1 protein-coding gene is annotated in these 504 nt (G+C 66.9%); it reads right to left on the minus strand.

Translation table 11 applies throughout. From position 1 onward, the window contains the following. Positions 1–270: 270 nt before the first annotated feature. Positions 271–447 carry a hypothetical protein gene (locus tag PWG71_RS28655; protein WP_274813194.1) on the minus strand — a complete coding sequence of 59 codons (177 nt, stop codon included), beginning with the start codon at positions 445–447 and terminating at the stop codon, positions 271–273. Positions 448–504 lie beyond the last annotated feature (57 nt).

The raw sequence follows: 504 nt of genomic DNA on the forward strand, positions 1-504 counted from the left end.
CAGCGCGGAGCGGCAGAACAGCATGTGGGGCCCTTGGTGGGGTGGGGATTCTTGGGTCGTTAATACTTCAGCCGCACTTAGTGATCGATCAGGCGCTTCTGGCGTTGGTAGTGGCAGCGTCGAGCACGAGCCTGGTGTCGGCGTCTCCACCGAGACCAACGGATCCGGGGCCGCCAGAGGTGATCGGGTCGGTGGTAGTGGGCGTGCAGGCGGCGGATCTCGTTGACGGTGAGCTCGATCAGCTCGCCCGGACCATGACCGCTTGATCCCTCATGCGGCGATCGTTCCCGAGGGCCGGGCCCCCTGTGTGGCCGGGCCCTCGCGCTCCCCACCGCTCTCCTCACCCCGCCGGACCGGCGGGTCGGCGGCGAGGAAGGCCAGGTGGGCGTGGGCCACCATCGCCAACGTGACGTGCCGGTACCAGGCGGTGTGCTTGCGGACTGTCAATGGCCAGTGTGTTTGGCTCTGATCCAATCTCTGTGAAGCCGCCACACGGAGTGAGCA

Source organism: Nocardiopsis sp. N85 (assembly GCF_028882275.1).
Taxonomy (GTDB): Bacteria; Actinomycetota; Actinomycetes; order Streptosporangiales; family Streptosporangiaceae; genus Nocardiopsis; species Nocardiopsis lambiniae.